The 15,596-nt window shown below is 64.4% G+C and carries 15 protein-coding genes; 3 read left to right on the forward strand and 12 right to left on the reverse strand.

What is annotated here, in order from left to right; genetic code table 11:
* Window positions 1–66 precede the first annotated feature (66 nt).
* The 8 genes from can to ACUJB0_RS23075 all read right to left on the reverse strand — a co-directional run bounded on the left by can (window position 67) and on the right by ACUJB0_RS23075 (window position 10,104).
* The gene (gene can, locus ACUJB0_RS23040; protein WP_161084024.1) at window positions 67–744 is read right to left on the reverse strand and encodes a carbonate dehydratase; all 678 of its coding nucleotides are present in this window, start codon (window positions 742–744) and stop codon (window positions 67–69) included.
* A 101-nt stretch (window positions 745–845) separates the two neighbouring features.
* On the reverse strand, window positions 846–1,973 hold the full coding sequence (dnaJ, locus tag ACUJB0_RS23045) for a molecular chaperone DnaJ (protein ID WP_117014047.1): 1,128 nt from the start codon (window positions 1,971–1,973) through the stop codon (window positions 846–848).
* A 133-nt stretch (window positions 1,974–2,106) separates the two neighbouring features.
* Window positions 2,107–4,059, reverse strand: coding sequence for a molecular chaperone DnaK (gene dnaK / locus ACUJB0_RS23050; RefSeq protein ID WP_161084025.1), 1,953 nt, complete (start codon window positions 4,057–4,059; stop codon window positions 2,107–2,109).
* 98 nt (window positions 4,060–4,157) lie between these two features.
* Complete coding sequence (gene grpE, locus ACUJB0_RS23055; protein WP_161089029.1) at window positions 4,158–4,700, reverse strand: nucleotide exchange factor GrpE; 543 nt, start codon at window positions 4,698–4,700, stop codon at window positions 4,158–4,160.
* 414 nt (window positions 4,701–5,114) lie between these two features.
* The gene (hemH, locus tag ACUJB0_RS23060) at window positions 5,115–6,224 is read right to left on the reverse strand and encodes a ferrochelatase (RefSeq protein ID WP_444847254.1); all 1,110 of its coding nucleotides are present in this window, start codon (window positions 6,222–6,224) and stop codon (window positions 5,115–5,117) included.
* Window positions 6,225–6,342: 118 nt separating this feature from the next.
* Entirely contained in the window at window positions 6,343–7,995 is a 1,653-nt protein-coding gene (gene recN / locus ACUJB0_RS23065; protein WP_444847255.1) for a DNA repair protein RecN, read from the reverse strand.
* Between the two features lie 16 nt (window positions 7,996–8,011).
* The gene (locus ACUJB0_RS23070; protein ID WP_444847256.1) at window positions 8,012–8,920 is read right to left on the reverse strand and encodes an NAD kinase; all 909 of its coding nucleotides are present in this window, start codon (window positions 8,918–8,920) and stop codon (window positions 8,012–8,014) included.
* A gap of 158 nt (window positions 8,921–9,078) precedes the next feature.
* The gene (locus tag ACUJB0_RS23075) at window positions 9,079–10,104 is read right to left on the reverse strand and encodes a DUF3667 domain-containing protein (RefSeq protein WP_444847257.1); all 1,026 of its coding nucleotides are present in this window, start codon (window positions 10,102–10,104) and stop codon (window positions 9,079–9,081) included.
* 142 nt (window positions 10,105–10,246) lie between these two features.
* On the opposite strand from ACUJB0_RS23075, the gene ACUJB0_RS23080 reads away from it, so the two are divergent.
* Genes ACUJB0_RS23080 through gloA form a run of 3 tightly spaced genes read left to right on the forward strand, consistent with a single transcriptional unit; the run spans window position 10,247 to window position 12,303 of the window.
* Window positions 10,247–10,498: a hypothetical protein gene (locus ACUJB0_RS23080; protein WP_444847258.1), complete on the forward strand. Its 252-nt coding sequence runs from the start codon at window positions 10,247–10,249 to the stop codon at window positions 10,496–10,498.
* An 11-nt stretch (window positions 10,499–10,509) separates the two neighbouring features.
* Window positions 10,510–11,838, forward strand: a complete 1,329-nt coding sequence (locus tag ACUJB0_RS23085) for a PQQ-dependent sugar dehydrogenase (RefSeq protein ID WP_444847259.1) — start codon at window positions 10,510–10,512, stop codon at window positions 11,836–11,838.
* A 57-nt stretch (window positions 11,839–11,895) separates the two neighbouring features.
* Window positions 11,896–12,303 (forward strand): lactoylglutathione lyase, encoded by a 408-nt coding sequence (gene gloA, locus ACUJB0_RS23090; protein ID WP_444847260.1) that lies wholly within the window; start codon window positions 11,896–11,898, stop codon window positions 12,301–12,303.
* On the opposite strand, the gene ACUJB0_RS23095 is transcribed toward gloA, so the two are convergent.
* The 4 genes from ACUJB0_RS23095 to ACUJB0_RS23110 form a co-directional block, all read right to left on the reverse strand.
* The gene (locus ACUJB0_RS23095) at window positions 12,300–12,908 is read right to left on the reverse strand and encodes a hypothetical protein (protein WP_444847261.1); all 609 of its coding nucleotides are present in this window, start codon (window positions 12,906–12,908) and stop codon (window positions 12,300–12,302) included. The two genes, gloA and ACUJB0_RS23095, sit on opposite strands and share 4 nt — an antisense overlap.
* Before the next feature lie 130 nt (window positions 12,909–13,038).
* The gene (locus tag ACUJB0_RS23100; protein WP_444847262.1) at window positions 13,039–14,355 is read right to left on the reverse strand and encodes a TolC family outer membrane protein; all 1,317 of its coding nucleotides are present in this window, start codon (window positions 14,353–14,355) and stop codon (window positions 13,039–13,041) included.
* A gap of 87 nt (window positions 14,356–14,442) precedes the next feature.
* Entirely contained in the window at window positions 14,443–14,766 is a 324-nt protein-coding gene (locus ACUJB0_RS23105) for a rhodanese-like domain-containing protein (RefSeq protein WP_161089040.1), read from the reverse strand.
* 14 nt (window positions 14,767–14,780) lie between these two features.
* Window positions 14,781–15,434 carry a protein-L-isoaspartate O-methyltransferase family protein gene (locus ACUJB0_RS23110; protein ID WP_161089041.1) on the reverse strand — a complete coding sequence of 218 codons (654 nt, stop codon included), beginning with the start codon at window positions 15,432–15,434 and terminating at the stop codon, window positions 14,781–14,783.
* Between the last annotated feature and the right edge of the window lie 162 nt (window positions 15,435–15,596).

Below are 15,596 nucleotides of genomic sequence, written 5' to 3' on the forward strand. Positions count from 1 at the left end.
TTACTGCAAGCAAGAATCAATCCATTCTACGGCACAAAGCCGACTCTCCGCCAGCGGCAACGCAGATCAGCCCAGGTCCGCCTCATACGCGCTCAGGCGCTTGGCCACGCGCGGCTGCAGCTCGTGGGCGGCGGCGACGGTCATTTCCAGGTCGTGCAGCTTGCCGTCCTTCAGGCCGTAGACCCAGCCGTGCACCGTCACATCCTGGCCACGGTCCCACGCGTCCTGCACGATGGTGGTCTGGCAGACGTTGGACACCTGCTCCACCACGTTGAGCTCGCACATGCGCTCGGCGCGCAGCTTGCTGGTCAGGACGTCGCCCAGGTAGCGCTCGTGCTTCTGGTGCACGTCCTGCACGTGGCGCAGCCAGTTGTCGGCCAGGCCGACGCGGGTGCCGGTCATCGCCGCGTGCACGCCCTTGCAGCCGTAGTGGCCGACGATGATCACGTGCTTCACCTTCAGCACGTCGATGGCGAACTGCAGCACCGACAGCGCGTTCAGGTCCGAGTGCACCACCACGTTGGCGATGTTGCGGTGGACGAAAACGTCGCCAGGCGCCAGGCCCAGCAGCTCATTTGCCGGCACCCGGCTGTCGGAGCAGCCTATCCACAGGTATTCGGGCGAGGCTTGCTGCGCCAGGCGGTTGAAGAAGTCCGGGTCGCGTTCGACTTCGGATTCGGCCCAGCGGCGGTTGTTGTCCAGCAGGTCGCGCAACGGGGAATTGCTGTTGTCCAGATCACTCATGATGCTCCTCTCGTACATAAGAAGACCGCCGGTCCACCCGGAAGGGTGGCGCGGCGGTCCGATATTACCAAGACTGCGTGACGTCGCAGTTACTCAACTGGCTACTCAAAAAAATCCTTCACCTTGTCGCGCCAGGTCTTGCTTTGCGGGCTGTGCTTGGCGCCGCCCTCGGTGGTCAGCTTCTCGAAATCGCGCAACATGTCCTTCTGCTTCTCGGTCAGCTTGACCGGGGTCTCGACCGCCACGTGGCAGAACAGGTCGCCCGCGAAGCCGGAACGCACGCCCTTGATGCCCTTGCCCTTGAGGCGGAAGGTCTTGCCCGACTGGGTGCCCTCGGGAATCGTGAACGATACTTTACCAGACAATGTCGGTACCTCGATGTCGCCGCCCAAAGCCGCCTTGGCGAACGAGATCGGCATCTCGCAATGCAGGTCGTCGCCCTCGCGCTGGAACACGCTGTGCGGCTTGATGTGGATCTCCACATACAAATCGCCCGACGGCCCGCCGTTGGTGCCCGGCTCGCCGTTGCCGGACGAGCGGATGCGCATGCCGTTGTCGATGCCGACCGGGATCTTCACTTCCAGCGTCTTGTTGCGCTTGATGCGGCCCTGGCCCGAGCATGCGGCGCATGGCTCCGGAATGATCTTGCCGGTGCCGTGGCATTTCGGACAGGTCTGCTGGATGCTGAAGAAGCCCTGCTGCATGCGCACCTGGCCGTGGCCGGCGCAGGTCGAGCACGTCACCGGCGAGGTGCCCGGCTTGGCGCCGGTACCGTGGCAGGTGTCGCACTTGTCCCAGGACGGCACGCGGATGGTGGTGTCGAAGCCGTGCGCGGCCTGCTCCAGCGTGATCTCGAGGTTGTAGCGCAGGTCGGCGCCGCGGTACACCTGCGGACCCTGGCTGCGGCCGCGGCCGCCACCGAAGATGTCGCCGAAGATGTCGCCGAAGGCGTCGCCGAAGCCGCCCGCGCCGCCGCCGAAGCCGCCTCCGCCGCCCATGTTCGGATCGACGCCGGCGTGACCATAGCGGTCATACGCCTCGCGCTTCTCCGGATTGGTCAGCATCTCGTAGGCTTCTTTGACTTCCTTGAATTTTTCTTCCGACTCTTTGCTATCCGGATTGCGGTCCGGATGGTATTTCATCGCCAGTTTGCGATACGACTTCTTGATCTCGTCTTCCGACGCGTTTTTGGCGACACCAAGTGTCTCGTAGAAATCTCGCTTTGCCATATTGTCGGCACCTTGCTGTATTTATACTGATGTACTGTTTATGCTAAAAAGCCGAGCCGGTGCCGTTTCCACGGCCGCACGGCTCGGCGCTCGTCCTCCCCGCTCGCGCGGGGATGGCGATCTTACTTGCCGATTACTTGCTGTCTTTGACTTCTTTGAAGTCGGCGTCCACCACGTCGTCCTGTGGCTTGGCCTGCTCGGCGCCCGCGCCCTGCTGGCCAGCGCCGCCTTCGGCGCCGCCACCGGCAGCGGCTTGCTGCGCCTGCATGTCAGCGTACATCTTCTCGCCCAGCTTCTGCGAAGCGGTCGACAGCGCGGCCACCTTGGCGTCGATCTCGGCCTTGTCGCCGGCCTTGATCGAACCTTCCAGGTCGGTGATCGCGGCTTCGATCTTTTCCTTCTCGCCCGCTTCCAGCTTGTCGCCGTATTCGGTCAGCGACTTGCGGGTCGAGTGCACCAGCGCGTCGGCCTGGTTGCGCGACTCGGCCAGCTCTTTCACTTTCTTGTCTTCCTCGGCGTTGACTTCGGCGTCCTTCACCATCTTCTGGATCTCGGCTTCGGTCAGGCCGGAGTTGGCCTTGATCGTGATCTTGTTCTCTTTGCCGGTGGCCTTGTCTTTCGCGCCGACGTGCAGAATGCCGTTGGCGTCGATGTCGAAGGTCACTTCGATCTGTGGCGTGCCGCGTGCTGCCGGCGGGATGCCTTCCAGATTAAATTCGCCCAGGCCCTTGTTGCCGGCCGCGATTTCACGCTCGCCCTGGTAGACCTTGATGGTCACCGCAGGCTGGTTGTCGTCGGCGGTCGAGAACACTTGCGAGAACTTGGTAGGAATCGTGGTGTTCTTGTGGATCATCTTGGTCATCACGCCGCCCAGGGTTTCGATACCCAGCGACAGAGGCGTCACGTCCAGCAGCAGCAAGTCCTTGCGCTCGCCCGACAGCACGGAGCCCTGGATCGCGGCGCCGACAGCGACGGCTTCGTCCGGGTTCACGTCCTTGCGCGGATCCTTGCCGAAGAACTCCTTAACTTTTTCCTGCACCTTCGGCATACGGGTCATACCGCCGACCAGGATGATGTCGTCGATGTCGGAGACCTTGACGCCGGCGTCCTTGATCGCGGTGCGGCATGGCTCGATGGTGGCGTTGATCAGCTCTTCCACCAACGATTCCAGCTTGGCGCGGGTCATCTTCAGCGTCAGGTGGACCGGCGCGCCGTTCGCCATGGCGATGTACGGCTCGTTGATCTCGGTCTGCTGCGACGACGACAGTTCGATCTTCGCGCGCTCGGCCGAAGCCTTGATGCGCTGCAGGGCGATCGGATCTTTTTTCAGGTCCAGGCCGTTGATCTTCTTGAACTCGTCGATGATGTAGTCGATGATGCGCTGGTCGAAGTCTTCGCCGCCCAGGAAGGTGTCGCCGTTGGTCGACAGCACTTCGAATTGTTTTTCACCGTCGACGTCGGCGATCTCGATGATCGACACGTCGAAGGTACCGCCGCCCAAGTCATACACGGCGATCTTGCGGTCGCCCTTGTCGGTCTTGTCCAGGCCGAATGCCAGCGCGGCAGCGGTTGGTTCGTTGATGATGCGCTTGACGTCCAGGCCCGCGATGCGGCCGGCGTCCTTGGTTGCCTGGCGCTGCGAGTCGTTGAAGTACGCAGGCACGGTGATGACGGCTTCGGTGACTTCTTCACCGAGGTAGTCTTCCGCCGTTTTCTTCATCTTGCGCAGCACTTCAGCCGAGATTTGCGGCGGAGCCAGTTTCTTGTCGCGCACGCCGATCCATGCGTCGCCGTTGTCGGCTTTCATGATCGAGTAAGGCATCAGGCCGATGTCCTTCTGCACTTCTTTTTCGTCGAACTTGCGGCCGATGAGGCGCTTGACGGCGAACAGCGTGTTTTTTGGATTGGTCACTGCCTGGCGCTTGGCCGGCGAGCCGACGAGGATTTCACCATCTTCTTGGTAAGCAATGATCGAGGGCGTCGTGCGCGCGCCTTCGGCGTTTTCGATTACCTTTGGCTGACCGTTTTCCATGATGGAAACGCAGGAATTCGTGGTTCCCAGATCGATACCGATAATTCTACCCATGATTTTTCTTCCTTATTTGCTAAAGTTCAGATGGTACTAATATGTGGAAAAGCTGTATGTTTTCAAGTGCTTAGTTCGGCGCGCGGGCAAAAATAATTTTATTTCGCCTGTGCCGCGGTCACGATGGCGGGACGCAGCAGGCGGTCCGCGATCATATAGCCTTTTTGCAATACGGAAACTACCGTATTGGCTTCCTGGTCGGCAGGCACCACGGCGACGGCCTGGTGCTTGTTCGGGTCCAGCTTCTCGCCCTGGGCCGGCAAGATTTCCAGCAGACGGTTCTTCTCGAACGCCGAGGACAGCTGCTTGAGCGTCATTTCCACCCCTTCCTTCAGCGATTCGACCGACGGGGTTTCCACCTTGAGCGCCATTTCCAGGCTGTCCTTGACGGGCACCATGGCCTCGGCAAAGCTCTCGACGGCGAATTTGTGGGCCTTGGCCACGTCTTCTTGGGCGCGGCGACGGATGTTTTCGCCGTCGGCCTTGGCGCGCATGAAGGCGTCGTGCATCTCGGCCAGTTTCGCCTCGGTGGCCGACAGCTGCTCCTCCAGCGAAGGCTGGTCAGGAGTCGATGGCGGGGCCGACGCAGCGGCAGCTGCCGCCTCTGGATTAGGTACGGCTTGGTTTTCCTGATCTTGCATCTATAGACTCCTACTATCGTATTTGTTTGACATTACTTTTCATACTGCACCAGCAGCAAATGGGGCGATAACCTACCTTTTCAAGGGTTATTCCTGGCGCCATTTGCCGCCGCTGCCCCGCAAGCGGCCTGATGTATCAAGCGTTACAAAACTTCGTCTGTGCAGGCTCTACTCTTTTGCAGCGCAGCGTCTAAGATGTACTAAAGACAACCGTCGCGGCAGGTTTTCAGGGAGTGCATCCATCATGAAGTTGCCACTGATCGCAGCATCCATCCTGGTCTACATCGTCCTGGCGACGGCATGGATCTGCTACGCAGCCGATCCCGTCAGTCGGCTATTTTAACAGGCTGGCACTCATCGACCGCAAGTGCTGATGATGGCGTGAGCGGGTAATTGTGGCAAGTTTGCCTCTTTTCAGTCGGCGGCGCCCAGTTTGAGGGCGGCTGCGCGGCCGGTTTCCGCGTCTTTCCTCAATTCATCGTGCTGAGCCGGCGCCATCTGGGTCGGCCAGCCGATCATGTGCTGCTCGGCAATTTCCGCCATCGCGGCGATCCAGGCCGGGGTTTCGTTCAGGCAGGGGATGTAGTGGAACTCCTTGCCGCCGGCCTGCTCGAAGTCGTGCCGCACCTCCATCGAGATTTCCTCCAGCGTTTCCAGGCAGTCGCTGGTGAAGCCGGGGCACAGCACGTCCACGCGCTGGACGCCGTCGCGCGCCAGCTGGGCGATGGTGGGCGCGGTGTAGGGCTGCAGCCACTCGGCCTTGCCGAAGCGCGACTGGAACGTGACCACATATTGATCCGGCGTCAGTTTCAGCGCGGCGGCCAGCAGGCGCGCGGTCTTCAGGCATTCGCAGTGGTAGGGGTCGCCCAGCATCAGCGTGCGCTTGGGCACGCCGTGGAAGCTCAGCACCAGCTTGTCCGGGCGGCCGTGCGCGTCCCAGTGCGCCTGCACCGAGTCGCGCAGCGCGCGGATGTAGCCGTCGTGGTCGTGGTAGTTGCGCACGAAGCGCAACTCGGGGATGTTGCGCACCGTGCCATAGTGGTCGAACACGGCGTCGTAGATGGAGCCGGTGGTGGTGCCGGAATACTGCGGGTAGGCGGGCAGCACGAGGATGCGCTCGACGCCGTCGGCCTTGAGCTTGGACAGCACCTCGGGCAGCGACGGCGAGCCGTAGCGCATGGCCATGGCCACGGTCAGGTTCTGGTGGCCGCGTTCGCCGAGCGCGCCGCGCAGCAGCAGGGCCTGGGCGGCGGTGTGCACCTTCAGCGGCGAGCCGTCGCGGGTCCAGATCGACGCGTATTTTTTCGCCGACTGGCCGGAGCGGAACGGCAGGATGATCAGGTTGAGGATGAACCACCAGACGGCGCGCGGAATCTCCACCACGCGCGGATCGGAGAGGAATTCCTTCAGGTAGCGGCGCACCGCCGAGCGGGTGGGCGCGTCGGGCGTGCCCAGGTTGACCAGCACGATGGCGCTACGGCCAACGGTGCCGTGCTTGTGGGGAGGTTCTTTTAAGAAGGTCATGTCGGCCGATGGCAGCGTGTATAGGACAGCTTGCCATTATAGATAGCCTGGCGCAGCGATGGTTGGAAATCGGCGCCGCCGGCCATGCCGCCAGCCGCGCGCCGCGGCTGAGGGGGGATCAAGAGGCCAGCAGTTCGCGCGCGTGCTTGCGGGTGGTGGCGGTGATTTCCAGGCCGCCCAGCATGCGCGCCACTTCCTCGACGCGGGCCTTGGAGTCCAGCACGTCGATGCGCGAGGCGGTCTTGCCGTTTTCCAGCGTGCCCTTGGCCACCTGGAAGTGCTGGCCGGCCTGGCTGGCCACCTGTGGCAGGTGCGTCACGCACAACACCTGGCGCTCCTGGCCCAGGCGGCGCAGCAGGCGCCCCACCACTTCGGCCACGCCGCCGCCGATGCCGCTGTCGACTTCATCGAAGATCAGCGTCGGCGTGGTGGTGGCGTTCGAGGTGATCACGGAAATGGCCAGCGAGATGCGCGCCAGCTCGCCACCCGACGCCACCTTGGCCAAGGACCGTGGCGCCACGCCCGCGTGGCCGGCCACCAGGAATTCGACCTGCTCCAGCCCATGCGCGCCAGGCTCGCCGGGATTGAGCGCGACTTCGAAACGGCCGCCCGTCATGTTCAGTTCCTGCATCGCCTTGGTGACGGCGTCGCTCAGCTGGCGGGCCGCCGTGGCGCGCGTGGCGGACAGGCGCCGCGCCTGCTCCATGTACGCGACCTTGAGCTTTTCCTCCTGCTTGCGCAAGCCTTCGATGTCGCTGGCGTCGGCGATCCGCGACAGGCGCTCGGCCAGCTTGGCATGCTCCTCCGGCAGCTGCTCCTCGCCGACGCGGAACTTGCGCGCCGCCGAATGGATCGCGTCCATGCGCGCCTCGACGCTGCGCAGCCGTTCGGGATCGAGGTCGACCCGGTCCAGGTAATCGTTAAGCGCATACACGGCTTCCTGCAGCTGGATGCGCGCCGGCTCGATCAAATCGACGATGGCCTGCAGGCCGGTGTCGATGCCGGCCAGCTTGCCCAACTTCTGGTTCAGCGACGACAGCTGCGACAGGATCGGATGCTCCTCCGCCTCGGAGATCACCGCCAGCGCCTCCTGCGCGCCCTCCAGCAGGCTGGCCGCGTGCGACAGGCGGCTCTGCTCATTGGTCACCTCGGCCCACTCGCCCGGCTTGACGGCCAGCTTTTCCAGCTCGTTGACCTGCCACTCCAGCCGCTCGCGTTCATACAGCACGTTGGCGGCGTTGGTCTCGAACTCCTCCAGCTGCCGCGCCAGCGCGCGCCATGCCTTGTACGCCAGCGTCACCGCCTTGACGTCGCCGCCGGCGCCGGCCTGGCCGTCGAGCAGCACGCGCTGCGCCTCGGTCTTCATCAGCGACTGGTGCGCGTGCTGGCCGTGGATGTCGACCAGCATGTCGCCCAGCTCGCGCAGCTGCGCCGCCGTCGCCGCGATGCCGTTGATGTAGGCCTTGCTGCGGCCGGCGTTGTCGATCACGCGGCGCAGCAGCGCGCCGCCCTCCTCCGCCGCGAACTCGTTGGCGGCCAGCCAGTCGCGCGCCTGCTCGCTGGGCGCGAAGTCCGCCGTGATGTCGGCCTTGGCCGCGCCCTCGCGCACCACGCTGGCGTCGCCGCGGCCGCCCAGCGCCAGCGTCAGCGCGTCGATCAGGATCGATTTGCCGGCGCCGGTCTCGCCGGTGAAGACGGTGAAGCCTGCGGAGAATTCCAGTTCGATGGTGTCGACAATGACGAAATCGCGGATGGACAAGGTGCGGAGCATGGAAGCCTGGGTGAGGTTAATTGAGTTTGCCTTCAACGGAAGGATGTTCGTTCCAGTGCAGCTTTTCGCGCAGCGTGTTGTAGTAGCTCCAGCCTTCCGGGTGCAGGAAGGTGATCGAGTGCGGCGAACGCTGGATGAAGATCTGGTCCTGCGCCGTCAGGCTGGCGAAGGTCTGCATGTCGAAGTTGACGCTGATGTCGCGCCCGCGCACGATCTCCACCACGATCTGGCTGGACTCGGGCAGCACGATGGGCCGGTTCGACAGCGCGTGCGGCGCGATCGGCACCAGCACCACGCCGCCCAGGCTCGGATGCAGCAGCGGCCCGCCGGCCGACAGCGCGTAGGCGGTGGAGCCGGTGGGCGTGGAGATGATCAAGCCGTCGGAGCGCTGGTTGTACATGAAGTGGCCGTCGACATCGACCCGCAGCTCGGCCATGCCGGCGCCGGCGCCGCGCGAGACCACGACATCGTTGACGGCCAGGCCGACGTGGATGGTGGCGCCGTTGCGCACCACGCGCCCTTCGAGCAGCGTACGGCGCTCGGCCTTGTAGCGGCCAGCCAGGATCTTGGGCAGCACGTCGAGCATGGCGTCGAGCGGGATGTCGGTCATGAAGCCCAGGCGGCCCTGGTTGATGCCGATCAGCGGCACGTCGAACGGCGCCAGCTGGCGCGCGATGCCCAGCATGGTGCCGTCGCCGCCCATGACGATGGCGGCGTCGCAGTGGGCGCCGATTTCGGTGGCGCTCATCACCCGCACATTGGCCATCGCGAAACCCAGATGGGCGGCGGTCTGCTCTTCAAACACCGCCGTGTAGCCGTCGCGCTGCAGCAGGTCGACCACGCTGCGCACCGATTCGGCGATGCCGTCGGTGTTCTGGCGCACGACCAGTGCGATGGTTTGATATACGGCGTGCGTGGCGGTCATAAAAATCTCGGCTAAGGGGTGAGGTCGGCGACACGCAGCAGGGTAACCCATAACGCAGGCTTGTGCCATCGCCCGCCCGCCTCACGACTGTACGTTTAAACAGTATTTTGCGCAGTATAGTGTGCGGGCCGCCAGACTGCAAGGACCCCGGTGGCGGCTCAGTGGGCGCCGACGCTCATGATCCCGGCCATCATCGACAGGAACACCGCCACGCCGATCGCGATCGAGTAAAACGTCATCAGCGTGCCCCAGCGCAGGAACACACCCCAGCGGCTGCCGCCGTACACGCGCCGCATGGCCCACGGCAGGTAGCCCAGCAGCCAGCACCACAGCACGAAATTGACGAAGCCGAACGGCATCACCAGGATCACGCTGTAGATGAAGAAGGCGAAGGCGTTGCTGTGCAGCGCGAACAGCAGGTGCTCGCCGAAGCGCTTGCCCGAGCCGAGGTACAGCACCTTGAGCATCAGCGCGAACACCGGCATCAGGCAGAAGATCGCGTACGGCGCGTAGTGGTAGAAGCCTTCCGTGAAGACCTTGCCTTTCTCGCCGCCGGGCAGGTCTTCGAAGGCCTGCCATTTGTGCCGGAGCGTCGGCCAGCGGTTGAGGAAGTCGCCGTCCTTGTCCATCACGCTGAAGTTGAGATTGTTCTTGTTCTTGCTGCGCTCCGCGGCAACGGCGGCTTCATCCTGCTTGAAGTCTTCCTGCATCGCGCTGATCGCCGCCTCGGCGGCGGCCTTGCCGCGCTTTTCTTCCGGCGTGAGCGGCTTGAGTGGCGCCGCCGCCTCCGCCGTCGCCGAGGCCACCTCGGCCTCGGACTTGCTTTCCTTGTCTTCCGTGCCCGGATCGAAGCCGCTGGTGAACTTCATCAGCGCGAAGAACACCAGGCTCAGCGTGAGGTACAGGCGCAGCGGCTGCACAAAGCGCACGCGGCGGCCGCGGATGTATTCCAAGGTCAGCGCGCCGGGCCGGAACAGCAGGCGCATCACCGTGCCCCACAGCTTGCCCTCCAGCGCCACGTAGTGGCCGATGAACTCGTGCAGGAATTCGCGCGTGCTGGCGTGGTGCAGGATGGCTTCCTGGCCACAGTTGGCGCAGAAGTGGCCGCTGACCACCGCCTCGCAATTGGGGCAGTTGGCCGACGGCGCGTGGGCGTCGTGTTCCAGATTCACAGCAGTACTCATGCAAACTTCCTGATCGTTGAGGGCGTGGAAAAAGTGTCCAAATGATAAACGACTTCGGATGGGAGTTGTCAAAATTCAATGTGGCGACCGTGCTAAAAACAACTGGTTAAGATGGTTGCAGGCACAAGAACAGGAGGCCGCCATGAAGGACGCACACGTCAACACCAAAGCCCAGGTCAGGAACGACGGCGCCAAGCGCATGCCGCACGAACGCGACGAGTCGCCGGACGCCCAGCATCCCAAGCCGCGCAGCGTGATGAAGCAGGCCGCCAGCGACATCGAGCGCGGCCTGGTCGACACCGACCTGCACAACCAGCCCGGCGTGCAGCAGGCGCGCGCGCCCGGTCCGCGCGCCGGCACCGCCCAGCCGCAGCCCGGCAGCAAGCGCGACTGAGGAGGCCGCGCGTGCGCCACGCCCCCGCCCTCGCCTCCCTGGCCGCCCTCGCCGCGCCGCTGGTCCTGCCGGCCGCGCTGGCGCAAAGCTATCCGACCGGCTACGGCCCCAATCCCGCGCTGCCGGAACCGGACCGCTCGCTGATCCCCACCGTCAAGGTGGCGCCGGTCGAGGCCTGGCAGGGCCAGGACCGGCCGCGCACCGCGCCCGGCTTCAGCGTCACCGCCTACGCGCGCGGGCTCGACCACCCGCGCTGGCTGTACACGCTGCCCAACGGCGACGTGCTGGTGGCCGAGACCAACGCCCCGCCCAAGCCGGACGACAGCAAGGGCATCAAGGGCGCGATCATGAAACACGAAATGAAAAAGGCCGGCGCGGCCGGCGAGTCGGCCAACCGCATCACGCTGCTGCGCGGGCTGGACCAGCACGGCGCGGCGCAAAGCCGCAACGTGTACATCAAGGGACTGAACTCGCCGTTCGGCATGGCGCTGGTCGGCAAGCAGCTGTACGTGGCCGACACCGACGCCATCCTGCGCTTCCCCTACCAGGAAGGCGCGAACGCGATCGACACGCCCGGCGTGAAGGTGATGGACCTGCCGGCCGGCACCATCAACCACCACTGGACCAAGAACCTCATCGCCAGCCCCGACGGGCGCTACCTGTACGTCACGGTCGGTTCCAACAGCAACGCCGGCGAGAACGGCCTGGACGCGGAAACCGGCCGCGCCGCCATCTGGCAGCTGGAGCTGGCTACCAACAAGTCGCGCCTGTACGCGACCGGCCTGCGCAACGCCAACGGCATGGACTGGGAACCGCAGACCCACTCCCTGTGGACCGCGGTCAACGAGCGCGACGAACTGGGCAACGACCTGGTGCCCGACTACATGACCTCAGTGAAGGAAGGCGGCTTCTACGGCTGGCCGTACAGCTACTACGGCCAGCATGTCGATCCGCGCGTGTCGCCGCAAAAGCCCGAGCTGGTGGCGACCGCGCTGGCGCCGGACTACGCGCTGGGCAGCCACACGGCCTCGCTGGGGCTGGCGTTCTACGACGGCACGCTGTTCCCCAAGGCCTATCACGGCGGCGTGTTCATCGGCCAGCACGGCTCGTGGAACCGCAAGCCGTTCAGCGGCTACAAGGTGGTGTTCGTGCCGTTCGCCGACGGCAAGCCGTCCGGCCCGCCGCAGGATTTCCTGTTCGGCTTCCTCGACAACGCCGGCAAGGCGCACGGCCGGCCGGTCAGCGTGGCGGTCGACAAGCAAGGGGCGTTGCTGGTGGCGGACGACGTCGGCAACATCGTCTGGCGCGTGGCGCCCTCCGCGAAAACGGCGGGCCAATAACGGGGCGGCGGCAAAACGCATAGAATGCTGTTTTATCCGTTTCCACGAAAGACCACGATGCGTATCCTGCACACCATGCTGCGAGTCGGCGACCTTCAGCGCTCGATTGATTTCTACACCAAGGTGCTCGGCATGAAACTGCTGCGCACCAGCGACAATCCCGAGTACAAGTACACGCTGGCCTTCCTCGGCTACGGCTCCAACCCGGAGCACGCCGAGCTGGAGCTGACCTACAACTACGGCCAGACCAGCTATGACCTGGGCACGGCCTACGGCCACATCGCGATCTCGGCCGACGACATCGTCAGCGCCTGCAACGCGGTCAAGGCCAACGGCGGCGCCGTCACGCGCGAGCCGGGCCCGGTCAAGGGCGGCTCGACGGTGATCGCCTTCGTCACCGATCCGGACGGCTACAAGATCGAACTCATCGAACGCAGTTTCGACGGCCAGGGCGCGGGGCTTTAACCCTGGACCGTGCTGGCCGGCTTGCGGGCGCCGGCGGTGTGCAGGAAGACGAACACGCCGGCGGCGCCGATCGCGCCGACCAGCACGGACGCCAGCGCCAGCACGGCCGGCTGCTGGTTGTACAGCTTGGCGACCAGGTACACCATCACGGCGTTGACCAGCAACAGCAGCGTGCCCAGCCACCACAGGATGGAATCGAGCCACGCCGAATAGTTGGCCCCCATCAGGTGCGACAGCGGCGGTAGCACCTGGAACACCAGCATCAGCGCGAACACCACGCGCCACCATCCCAGCAGGCGCGGCGCATCCGCCAGCTCTTGCTCGGACAACGCCGGCGCGGACGCGCTACGCTGCCGCCGCCTGAAGTACACCAACACAAAGCCCAGGAACAACACCACGCTCAGCAACAGGCCGCCGGCTATGCTCGCGAACATCGCGCCGTAGCCGCAGGCGCCCTCGAATGACGAGCCGAACCACTCACAGGGCATGACGCTCAACGCGAAATAAGCGACGGCGGCGGCGATGCCGAGCGACGCGGCAAATGCGAGCAGCAAGGTGAGTATGGTGCCTGCGGCGCTGCGCAGGGCAAGGGGGGCGGTGGTCATGGCGGCGGCGTTTTATTTATTTGATAACGATGTGCCGGATGGTACAAGCTCCCGCCATTTCCGTCCACGCGATAGCGCGAAAAAAAACGCCGGCTCATCGCCGGCGTCTTTGCGTCACCCTCGGCGCGGCTTAGTGCGCCAGCAGGGCGTTGATCGGCGCCAGGTCTTCTTCCTTCAGCGAACCGGCGGCCGACTTCAGGCGCAGGCCGTTCATGATGGTGTCGTAACGGGCCTTGGCCAGGTCCTTCTGGGTCGAGTACAGCAGCTTCTGGGCGTTCAGCACGTCGATGTTGATGCGCACGCCGACCTGGTAGCCCAGCTTGTTCGAATCAAGCGACGACTTGCTCGACACCTCGGCCGCTTCCAGCGCCTTGACCTGCGCCAGGCCGCTGTTCATGCCCAGGTAGGCCGAACGGGCGTTCTGCGAGGCGGCGCGCTTGGTCGCTTCCAGGTCGTTGCGGGCCTTGTCTTCCAGCGCGATGGTTTCGCGCACCTTGCTGGTGACCGCGAAGCCGCTGAAGATCGGCACGTTCCAGCTGACGCCGATGGCGTTGTTGTTGGAGCGCTGCAGGCCGGTGGTGGTCTGGTGCGTGGTGCTGGCGATCAGGTTGGCGGTCGGCAGGTGGTTGGCGCGGTTGCGCTCGATTTCACGCTTGGCGATTTCCACGTTCAGCTTGGCGGCCACGACGGCGTAGTTCTGGTTCTCGGCCGAGCTCACCCACGGCTCCACCGCGGCCGGCGACGGCGGGCTGATGGTCACGCCGGTGCGCAGCGGCGCCAGTTCGCCCGGCGCCTGGCCGATGATCACCTGCAGCGCGGTGCGCTTGTTGTCCAGGTCGTTGATGGCGGCGAACTCCTGCGCCACCACCAGGTCGTACGCGGCCTGCGCCTCGTGCGTGTCGGTGATGGTCTGGGTGCCGACCTCGAAGTTGCGCTTGGCCGACGCCAGCTGTTCGGTGGTGGCCACTTTCTGCGCCTGGGTCGAGGTCAGGTTGTCCTGCGCGGTCAGCACGTCGAAGTAGGCCTGCGCCACGCGCGTGATCAGGTCTTGCTGGGCTTGGGCGAAGGTGGCTTCGGCGGTGGCCTGCGCCAGCTTGCTCTGCTGGTAGGTCTGCCAGTTGGCCCAGTTGAACAGCGGCTGGCTCAGTTGCACGGTGTAGGAGTTGCTGTGGCTGTCGCTATCGGTCTTGGGCAGCGGGACGCCGCCCAGGTAGCCGGTGTTGTCGCCGCTGTTGCGTGTGTTGCTGCCGCTGGCCGCGATGTTCGGCAGCAGGCCGGAGCGCCCCTGGGTGATCCGTTCCTGGCCCGCGGTCAGCGACGAGCGCGCGCTGGCGTACGTGGCGTCATTGGCCAGCGCTTGCTGATATACCTGGATCAGGTCGGCCGCCTGTGCGTTGAGCGTCAAGAAGGCGCTGGTGATCAGCACGGCGATAAGGGGTCTCTGCATTGCATTCTCCGTTGGAGTCATCAAAAAAGTTGATCAAATCAAAAACACACTACCTTGGCGCCGCGCCCGTCTTCAGCGTCGCGACATTCAATACTTGGCCATCGTGCTGTCGACTTGCAGCGCCCAGGCGTGGATGCCGCCGGTCAGGTTGATCATCTTGCCGAAGCCGTTACGCTCCAGGAAGGCGGCCACCTGCAGGCTGCGCGCGCCGTGATGGCAGATGCAGACAATGGCCGCATCCTCATCCAGGTCGTCGATGCGCGCCGGTATGGTGTTCATCGGGATCTGCACCGAACCGTCGATACGGCAGGTCTCGAATTCCCAGTTCTCGCGCACGTCCAGCAACATCGGGCTGGGCCGTGCATCGTCCGCCAGCCAGTCGGCCAGTTCCAGAGCGGTGATCTGCTGCATGCGGGGCCGTCCGCTTAAAACTTGAACTGCGACGGCTGCACGGCCGAGGCCAGCGGCTGGACGTCGGTTTCAAACAGCGTGCGCGTGTCGTAGCCGGCTTCGCCGGTGCGGGTGATCAGCTGCGCCTTCATCGCCGGCGACTGGCCGATGATGGCCGCCAGACGGCCGCCCACTTTCAATTGTTGCAACAATGCTTCCGGCAGCACCGGCAGCGAACCGGTCACGACGATGACATCCCATGGCGCGCCCTTGCTCCAGCCCTGGGCGCCGTTGCCCAGTTCCACCGTCACGTTGGTGACGCCGTTGTCGGCCAAATTCTTTTCCGCCAGCGCCTTGAGCTCGGGCGACACTTCCACCGCCGTCACGTGGCGGCCCTTGTGCGCCAGCAGCGCGGCCATGTAGCCGGAGCCGGCGCCGATTTCCAGCACGCTCTCATGCTTCTTGACGTTGACGTCCTGCAGCAGGCGCGCTTCCACCTTCGGGTTCAGCATGGCGACGCCGCCCGGCAGCGGGATTTCCGTGTCGGCAAACGCCAGCGCCTTGTGGGCCGCAGGCACGAAATTCTCACGTTTGACCACCAGCAGCAGGTCCAGCACACTCGTGTCGAGGACGTCCCAAGGGCGGATTTGCTGTTCGATCATGTTGAAGCGGGCTTGTTCGATATTCATCTTATGACTCGGGTCGGGATTAAATAATCCGTCATTTTATCGTTGAACTGGCATCGAGGCACATATTAACGATATGACGGCGGGTTCGCGGGAAATTGCGACAGTCTGCAGTTTAAGGGGGTTGAACCTACCAAATTGGCAAGTTTGACGCAGGACACGGGG

The sequence above is a fragment of the Duganella caerulea genome (assembly GCF_040362985.1).
In the GTDB taxonomy this organism is placed as follows: domain Bacteria; phylum Pseudomonadota; class Gammaproteobacteria; order Burkholderiales; family Burkholderiaceae_D; genus Rugamonas; species Rugamonas vulcania.

Bases quoted from the DNA above. Each gene is read 5' to 3' on its own strand.
- can (WP_161084024.1), bottom strand. From the start codon at position 744: ATGAGTGATCTGGACAACAGCAATTCCCCGTTGCGCGACCTGCTGGAC.
- dnaJ (WP_117014047.1), bottom strand. From the start codon at position 1,973: ATGGCAAAGCGAGATTTCTACGAGACACTTGGTGTCGCCAAAAACGCG.
- dnaK (WP_161084025.1), bottom strand. From the start codon at position 4,059: ATGGGTAGAATTATCGGTATCGATCTGGGAACCACGAATTCCTGCGTT.
- grpE (WP_161089029.1), bottom strand. From the start codon at position 4,700: ATGCAAGATCAGGAAAACCAAGCCGTACCTAATCCAGAGGCGGCAGCT.
- hemH (WP_444847254.1), bottom strand. From the start codon at position 6,224: ATGACCTTCTTAAAAGAACCTCCCCACAAGCACGGCACCGTTGGCCGT.
- recN (WP_444847255.1), bottom strand. From the start codon at position 7,995: ATGCTCCGCACCTTGTCCATCCGCGATTTCGTCATTGTCGACACCATC.
- ACUJB0_RS23070 (WP_444847256.1), bottom strand. From the start codon at position 8,920: ATGACCGCCACGCACGCCGTATATCAAACCATCGCACTGGTCGTGCGC.
- ACUJB0_RS23075 (WP_444847257.1), bottom strand. From the start codon at position 10,104: ATGAGTACTGCTGTGAATCTGGAACACGACGCCCACGCGCCGTCGGCC.
- ACUJB0_RS23080 (WP_444847258.1), top strand. From the start codon at position 10,247: ATGAAGGACGCACACGTCAACACCAAAGCCCAGGTCAGGAACGACGGC.
- gloA (WP_444847260.1), top strand. From the start codon at position 11,896: ATGCGTATCCTGCACACCATGCTGCGAGTCGGCGACCTTCAGCGCTCG.
- ACUJB0_RS23095 (WP_444847261.1), bottom strand. From the start codon at position 12,908: ATGACCACCGCCCCCCTTGCCCTGCGCAGCGCCGCAGGCACCATACTC.
- ACUJB0_RS23100 (WP_444847262.1), bottom strand. From the start codon at position 14,355: ATGCAGAGACCCCTTATCGCCGTGCTGATCACCAGCGCCTTCTTGACG.
- ACUJB0_RS23105 (WP_161089040.1), bottom strand. From the start codon at position 14,766: ATGCAGCAGATCACCGCTCTGGAACTGGCCGACTGGCTGGCGGACGAT.
- ACUJB0_RS23110 (WP_161089041.1), bottom strand. From the start codon at position 15,434: ATGAATATCGAACAAGCCCGCTTCAACATGATCGAACAGCAAATCCGC.